The organism is Sporolactobacillus laevolacticus DSM 442 (assembly GCF_000497245.1).
Classification (GTDB): Bacteria; Bacillota; Bacilli; order Bacillales; family Sporolactobacillaceae; genus Sporolactobacillus; species Sporolactobacillus laevolacticus.
The window spans coordinates 78,196-84,557 of record NZ_AWTC01000014.1; the positions used below are offsets into that span (position 1 = coordinate 78,196).

Below are 6,362 nucleotides of genomic sequence, written 5' to 3' on the forward strand. Positions count from 1 at the left end.
ATCCAACAACAAATTTTATCCGACATTGGTAAGTCGGATTAAGTCGAAAAAAACACAATTGTAGAGAATTACCTGTTTATTGGAAGAAAATGAAAGAAAAAAATAGATTAAAGCAAAAAAGAATAAAAAGGAAACTCTTTCCCCTTGTCGAAAAGATAACATGTAGAACTTTTGACGAGGGGGATTTTGTGTTGCAAACAATAAAGGTCTGCTTGACAGATGACAACCAGGAATTGATTATGCTGATTTCAGAGTACTTGAAAACACAAGATGATATTGAAGTGATCGGAACAGCGAGCAACGGCCAGGATTGTCTGGAGATGTTGAAAACAATATCGCCTGATGTTCTGTTATTAGATATCATTATGCCTCATCTGGATGGTCTTGGTGTGTTAGAACAAATTCATTCAAATCCTGATCTGCCGAAGCCAAGTATTATTATGCTCACAGCATTTGGGCAAGAGGACGTTACAAAAAAGGCAGTTGAATACGGCGCGTCCTATTTTATTTTGAAACCGTTTGATATGGCTAATTTAGCAAATCATATTCGCCAAGTCGCTGGAAAAAAGGATTTGAATCCTGTATTTTCGACTCATTCAAAGACACAACGCCCCTCTGCATCCGATAAAAATCACGATCTTAACGCCAGCATTACCGATATTATTCATGAAATAGGTGTCCCAGCTCATATCAAAGGTTATATGTATCTACGCGAAGCCATTTCAATGGTTTACCATGATATTGAACTGCTCGGCTCAATAACCAAAGTCCTTTATCCGGATATTGCAAAGAAATACAAGACAACACCAAGCCGAGTAGAACGTGCCATTCGCCATGCAATTGAAGTAGCCTGGAGCCGTGGGAATGTTGAATCTATTTCAAATTTGTTCGGTTATACTGTATCTATGTCTAAAGCCAAGCCAACCAATAGTGAATTCATTGCAATGGTCGCCGATAAGCTCAGAATCGAAAATCGTGCGGAAGAATCGATGAAGATCTTATGATTGAGGCAGTGATTTGGTGATTACAGCGATGTCATCAATGAACTTCTCCTTATTCAATTCATCCGACTACAAATTAATTTTAGCAAATGAACATCTTCAATTTATTGGTATGAGAATCCAGTAAAAGGAGGTGTTTTTATTATTGAATCCATTACTACATTGACAATCCAAATTATGCAAGAAACAAAAAAAATCTGCATGAAACATTAATTCTATGATATAGTGTATTTTGTCGAAAAAATTTTGCTTGCCGCTTTCTTTTTATGACGTACATAATGTCAAGTGTTGAAAACATAAATAGTCCGTTTGAGTAGAACATTATGTTAGCGCTTCTTTCATTGGAATCATGGCAAAGCTTGAAAGGTGTTGGAATTTTGACTGGTCTTTTAATTTCACTCATTCCGGCTCTCCTGTGGGGGACGCTTCCACTTGTTAGCGCGAAAGTGGGGGGGACGCCGCATCATCAAGTATTCGGAATGACGATTGGTGCTTTATTATTTTCAGTGGCGGTTTTTTTTATCGTGCCGCCAGAATTAAATGCGACGGTTGTGGTCGTCAGTTTCATTTCCGGTTTATGCTGGGCATTTGGTCAGTTTTACCAATTTGCGGCAATGAAAGCAATCGGTGTCTCGAAAACGATGCCCTTGTCAACAGGAATGCAACTTGCTGGTGCAGCGGTCTGTGGCATTGTTATCTTTCACGAATGGGATACGGCATTCAGAATGATCTTAGGGCTTACCGCTTTAGTTCTGATTGTGATCGGAGTATTATTTACTTCGAAAGAGAAAAGAAATTCTCCAGACCAGAAGACAAACACAATGGTTAAGGGCATTTTTTTGATTGTCTTGTCAACACTAGGTTATGTATCGTATATTGTTATTTTGCGCTCCTTCCAAATTGATGGCTGGTCTGCGATTTTCCCGCAATCAATCGGAATGATCCTTGGTGCAGTTGTTATGTCAGGAAAAAGAGTGAAATCGCTTTATAACAGGCATACAGCTTATAATATCGTCTCCGGTTTTATGTGGGCTGGAGGGAATATCTCGTTATTGATTGCGACAAAATTAGAGGGGATAGCAATCAGTTTCTCAATGTCTCAGATAGGAACTGTGCTTTCTACCCTTGGCGGCATCTTTATCCTTGGAGAAAAGAAAACGAAAAATCAGATGGTACTTCTAATGATTGGATGCATTTTAATCATCTTAGGCGGCGTTCTTTTAGGGTTTACAAAAGGATAATCCGTATCGTTAATTTATGACTGACCTAATTTTTTCATGGTTTAGTCATGACATGAGCGGAAATGAATGATAAAATGTAAATAAGCTTTTTGAAGAATCTTGTCATCTGATAAGATGAAAACGGTTCTTTAAAGGAAATTGCAGGTCAATTCATTATTGAATCCTGTTCAATTTAAATATTATGTAGATGAATGGAGCGAGTTGAAAAATGGAAAAAACGTATGTTGTCACTGATGAAACTGGTATTCACGCACGCCCAGCAACCGTGCTTGTAAGTGAAGCAAGCAAATTCGAATCGAACATCAACATCGAATACAATGGCAAGAAAGCGAACCTGAAGAGCATTATGGGTGTTATGGCTCTCGGCATTATGCAAGGCGCTGAATTCAAGATTGTTTCTGAAGGCTCAGATGCTGACGAAGCATCTGCTGCAATTGGCAATGTTATTGCAGCACAGGGCATCGGCAAAGAAAAATAATGCTCACTATATAAAAAGCGGCGGTTTGAGTATCAACCTCAAATCGTCGCTTTTTTTCATGCATTTATTCGTTATTAGTTTTGAGCAACAGCTACGCGTTTTTCCTTGCGGTTCAACATAAGATGTGAAAAATATGTCTGCCCGATTAAGAACAGCCCGCCAACAACCCAATATAGGGGTAAAGCGGCTGATGTTGAAAGTGATGCAAAGACAATCATAATCGGTGACATAAGACCAATCCATTGTAAAGAGCTTTGTTGCTGTTCTGCTCCAACCATTGGCATAAGCTTTTGGCTGATTCTAAACTGCAGAAAATAGACAACACCTGCGATAATCGTCAGAATGAGATCAGTATGGCCAAGACTGAACCAAAGAAATCGATGAGCCGCAATTTCATGCGAACTCCTTATCGCATAATAGAAACCCATCAGAATAGGCATTTGAACAATAATCGGGAGACATCCAACTGCTGAAAATGGATTGACATTATGCTTTTTGTACAGTGCCATCATTTCCATTTGGATTTTCTGTTTTTCCGATGTATCTTTGGCATCAGCCATCTTTTTTTGAATTGCAGTCAATTCAGGTTTGATCTTGTCCATCTTTTTCCTCATATCGAACTGCCGAAGGTATTGGCGTACCATTAATGGTCCCAAAATGAGTCGGATCATGAGTGTCAGGATAATAATCGCAATTCCGTAATTGTGCCCGAAAAAAGCGGCAGTGCTTTGAATCATTAATGTAAAAGGTTCTATAAACGAACTCATAGTGATGGTCCTCCCAGCTAGTGATCAATCAATATCAGTGGATTGAAAGCATTGTGCTGAGAGGCGCGCAGTTGTCTTCTGAATCATTCGTTCCCGATTCTTTTCGCTTAATCGTCCGCACTAGGCGAAAAGCAAAGTGATTGTGCTCCCATGAAATGGGCTTGGGTCTTAAAGCGTATTTAGTGTAGCTACTCATGTTGTTGTGCAAATGAGCACTGAATCTTCCTCGTTCAGAACTGAGTGAGGTTTGAATCATTTGAAATGAGAGTTCCAGTACGATCAATAAGGTCGGAAATAGTGGATCATTCAGAAGATATGCAAGAAGATCGAGCGTGCCGTATCACCTGCCTTTTTGAAAGCCGATTAATGTAATCATACCACTAATTAGGGATTTCGTTGACCGCTGTTTATTCATTCAAGCATAAATAACCCCCCGCCAAGTCAATGCGGGGGGTTAATATATGATTACAGAAGGATGAGCGGAGTCAGTATCGGCGCAAAAACAAGGGTGAATATTGCGGCTAGCACCATTGCCAGACTAGCGGCAGCTCCTTCCTCACTGCCAAATTCAAGTGCCTTTGATGTACCTGCTCCGTGAGCGCCCATACCTAATAAGAGCCCTTTTGCTAATTTTTCTTGAATGTGTAAATAACGAATAACCATAGGTCCAAGGATAAGTCCGGAAATTCCAGTGACAATGACAAAGATAGCAGTCATTGTCGGCATCCCTCCGATATCTACCGAAACTGCCATGGCAATCGGTGTCGTGATCGATCTAGGCAAGAGACTGAGCAGATAATGGTCATTCAAACGGACAACATGACTGAACAGCCCTGAGCTTACAATGGCAATGGTGACCCCTGCAGTCATGCTAATTGCTATGATTTTCGCGTATTTTTTCATGACCTTGCGAAATTTGTAGAGTGGAATAGCAAAACCGACAACAGCTGGTTGAAGCAAATTGCTGAGCCAGCGTCCGCCGCTGTCATAGTCTGAATAGTCAATGTGGAAGCCAACCAGCATTGATGAGAGAATGCAAGGAGCTATAAGAAGCGGCGAAAGAAAAGCAAACCTAACCTTTTTGTATAACTGTTTCGACAGATAATACACCAAAACCGTAAGCAAGATGCAAATAAACGCGATCATCTTCCAATCTCTCCTTTTTTATTTGCCAGCCTACGTATCGAGTATTGGGCGACAAGGCCAGTCACAACCATTACTGTAATTGTGCTTAATAAAATCACGATAAGAAATTGCGAGCCATGTTGTAGAATTTCATTCTTATACTGAATGATCGCTACGGCAGAGGGAATGAAGAAAAGCAGCATCTCCGACATGAGAAAGCTTGCGCCAAGTTCTACCGCCGACAATTTCAGAACCTTGAAATGCAAGAGGCAAAGAACGATAAACAATCCGACAATGCTCCCGGAAATAGGCAAATGAAGCCATTTGGCAAGAAGATTGCCAAGCAGTGCAAATAGATACAGGTAACCAACCTGAAGAATCGTGTTAAGAAACTTCTTTAACAAATTACAGACACTTCCTTATAAGTTAGACAAACAATTGTGATCTATGTCACAGTGTATTATACAAAAGTTGAAAATACAGGTACAATAGATTTCGGGAATACAATTATTCCAAACAACTATAGCCTGGAGGCGAAGAAAACGGACATTAAGCACCTTCATTATTTTCTAGAAGTAGCTGTGAGGAAAAGTTTCACAAAAGCAGCACATCATTTATATGTAACACAACCTACCATAAGTAAAATGGTAAGAGATATAGAAGATGAACTTGGTATGGTCCTTCTTGATCGTACCGGGAAAGAAATAGAGTTGACTGATGCCGGAAAAATTGTGTTTGAACAGTCACAGAAAATTGTGCAATCCTTTGCTCATCTCTCTGATGAATTAAGTGATCTTACTCATGCAAGGCGGGGAAAGCTAACGATCGGTCTTCCGCCTATGATTGGTATTCAATTTTTTCCTAGTATACTTAGCAGCTTTCGCAAAAATTTTCCTGGAATTGATTTGCACATAGCAGAATATGGTGCGAAGAAAGTTGCAGATTGTGTGTCGGAAGGATTATTGGAAGTGGGAGCTACAGTTGGCAATTTTGATGAAGAATTATTTAATTCATTTGTCTTCTTTGAGGATTCTATTCGTCTTGTCGTACATACATCAAGCCCGCTCGCCAAAAGAAGCAGCGTACGTATAAAAGATCTTAGCGATGAATCGTTTATTCTGTTCCCAGATGAATTTTCACTGCGTGGGATGATTATTAAATGTTGTGATCGAGCAGGTTTTCAGCCACGAATCGTTTTTGAAAGCTCACAGTGGGAATTTATGGCCAAAATGGTCTCCGAAGGGTTCGGTATTGCATTTTTGCCTGAAAGTATTATTAGCAAGTTGGAACATGAGACAGAATCTCTTGTAACTCTTCCTCTAGAAGATAGTGAGCTTAATTGGCGGTTGTCGATGATATGGAAGAAAAACCACTATCTTTCTTTTGCAGCAAGAACATGGATTTCTGAATCGCGGGCAGTTTTATTGAATAGTTGATTGATCTGTTAATTAATAATGTTGATTTATATTTTTGAAAAAATAATTGTTGACAGTTATTCTCGTGGGTGATATATTATTAAAGCTGTCGCTGAGACATTGATCTTAGTGTTGACAAGATAATGGACAGCTGGTATAATAACCGATGAATCATCAAAAATATCAATTGACAAAGAATAGATTGTTTGATAGACTGTTCAAGTTGTCTTTTGATTAGATGATCAATAATGTTCCTTGAAAACTGAACAAAAGCCAAGCGTGATTTAAAAGGGCAAACCCCTAATAAATTCAAAATTGCTATGGATCTTATGAAC

7 protein-coding genes are annotated in these 6,362 nt (G+C 39.4%); 4 read left to right on the top strand and 3 right to left on the bottom strand.

Annotation, left to right across the window (positions count from 1 at the left end; translation table 11 throughout):
• Positions 1–239: 239 nt before the first annotated feature.
• From spo0A to P343_RS32380, 3 genes are all read left to right on the top strand, one after another.
• Positions 240–1,004, top strand: a complete 765-nt coding sequence (spo0A, locus tag P343_RS32370) for a sporulation transcription factor Spo0A (protein WP_236620363.1) — start codon at positions 240–242, stop codon at positions 1,002–1,004.
• Positions 1,005–1,378: 374 nt separating this feature from the next.
• Positions 1,379–2,242 carry a GRP family sugar transporter gene (locus P343_RS32375; RefSeq protein WP_031264140.1) on the top strand — a complete coding sequence of 288 codons (864 nt, stop codon included), beginning with the start codon at positions 1,379–1,381 and terminating at the stop codon, positions 2,240–2,242.
• Between the two features lie 208 nt (positions 2,243–2,450).
• On the top strand, positions 2,451–2,720 hold the full coding sequence (locus tag P343_RS32380) for a phosphocarrier protein HPr (RefSeq protein WP_023511048.1): 270 nt from the start codon (positions 2,451–2,453) through the stop codon (positions 2,718–2,720).
• Between the two features lie 74 nt (positions 2,721–2,794).
• On the opposite strand, the gene yidC is transcribed toward P343_RS32380, so the two are convergent.
• From yidC to P343_RS32395, 3 genes are all read right to left on the bottom strand, one after another.
• Positions 2,795–3,487, bottom strand: a complete 693-nt coding sequence (gene yidC, locus P343_RS32385; RefSeq protein ID WP_023511049.1) for a membrane protein insertase YidC — start codon at positions 3,485–3,487, stop codon at positions 2,795–2,797.
• 465 nt (positions 3,488–3,952) lie between these two features.
• Positions 3,953–4,633 carry an LrgB family protein gene (locus P343_RS32390; RefSeq protein WP_023511050.1) on the bottom strand — a complete coding sequence of 227 codons (681 nt, stop codon included), beginning with the start codon at positions 4,631–4,633 and terminating at the stop codon, positions 3,953–3,955.
• On the bottom strand, positions 4,630–5,016 hold the full coding sequence (locus P343_RS32395) for a CidA/LrgA family protein (RefSeq protein ID WP_023511051.1): 387 nt from the start codon (positions 5,014–5,016) through the stop codon (positions 4,630–4,632). Before P343_RS32395 ends, P343_RS32390 begins: the two co-directional genes overlap by 4 nt.
• A 36-nt stretch (positions 5,017–5,052) precedes the next feature.
• Here P343_RS32395 and P343_RS32400 point away from each other — a divergent pair, with 36 nt between their 5' ends.
• Entirely contained in the window at positions 5,053–6,048 is a 996-nt protein-coding gene (locus P343_RS32400; protein ID WP_023511052.1) for a LysR family transcriptional regulator, read from the top strand.
• The last annotated feature ends 314 nt before the right edge of the window (positions 6,049–6,362 follow it).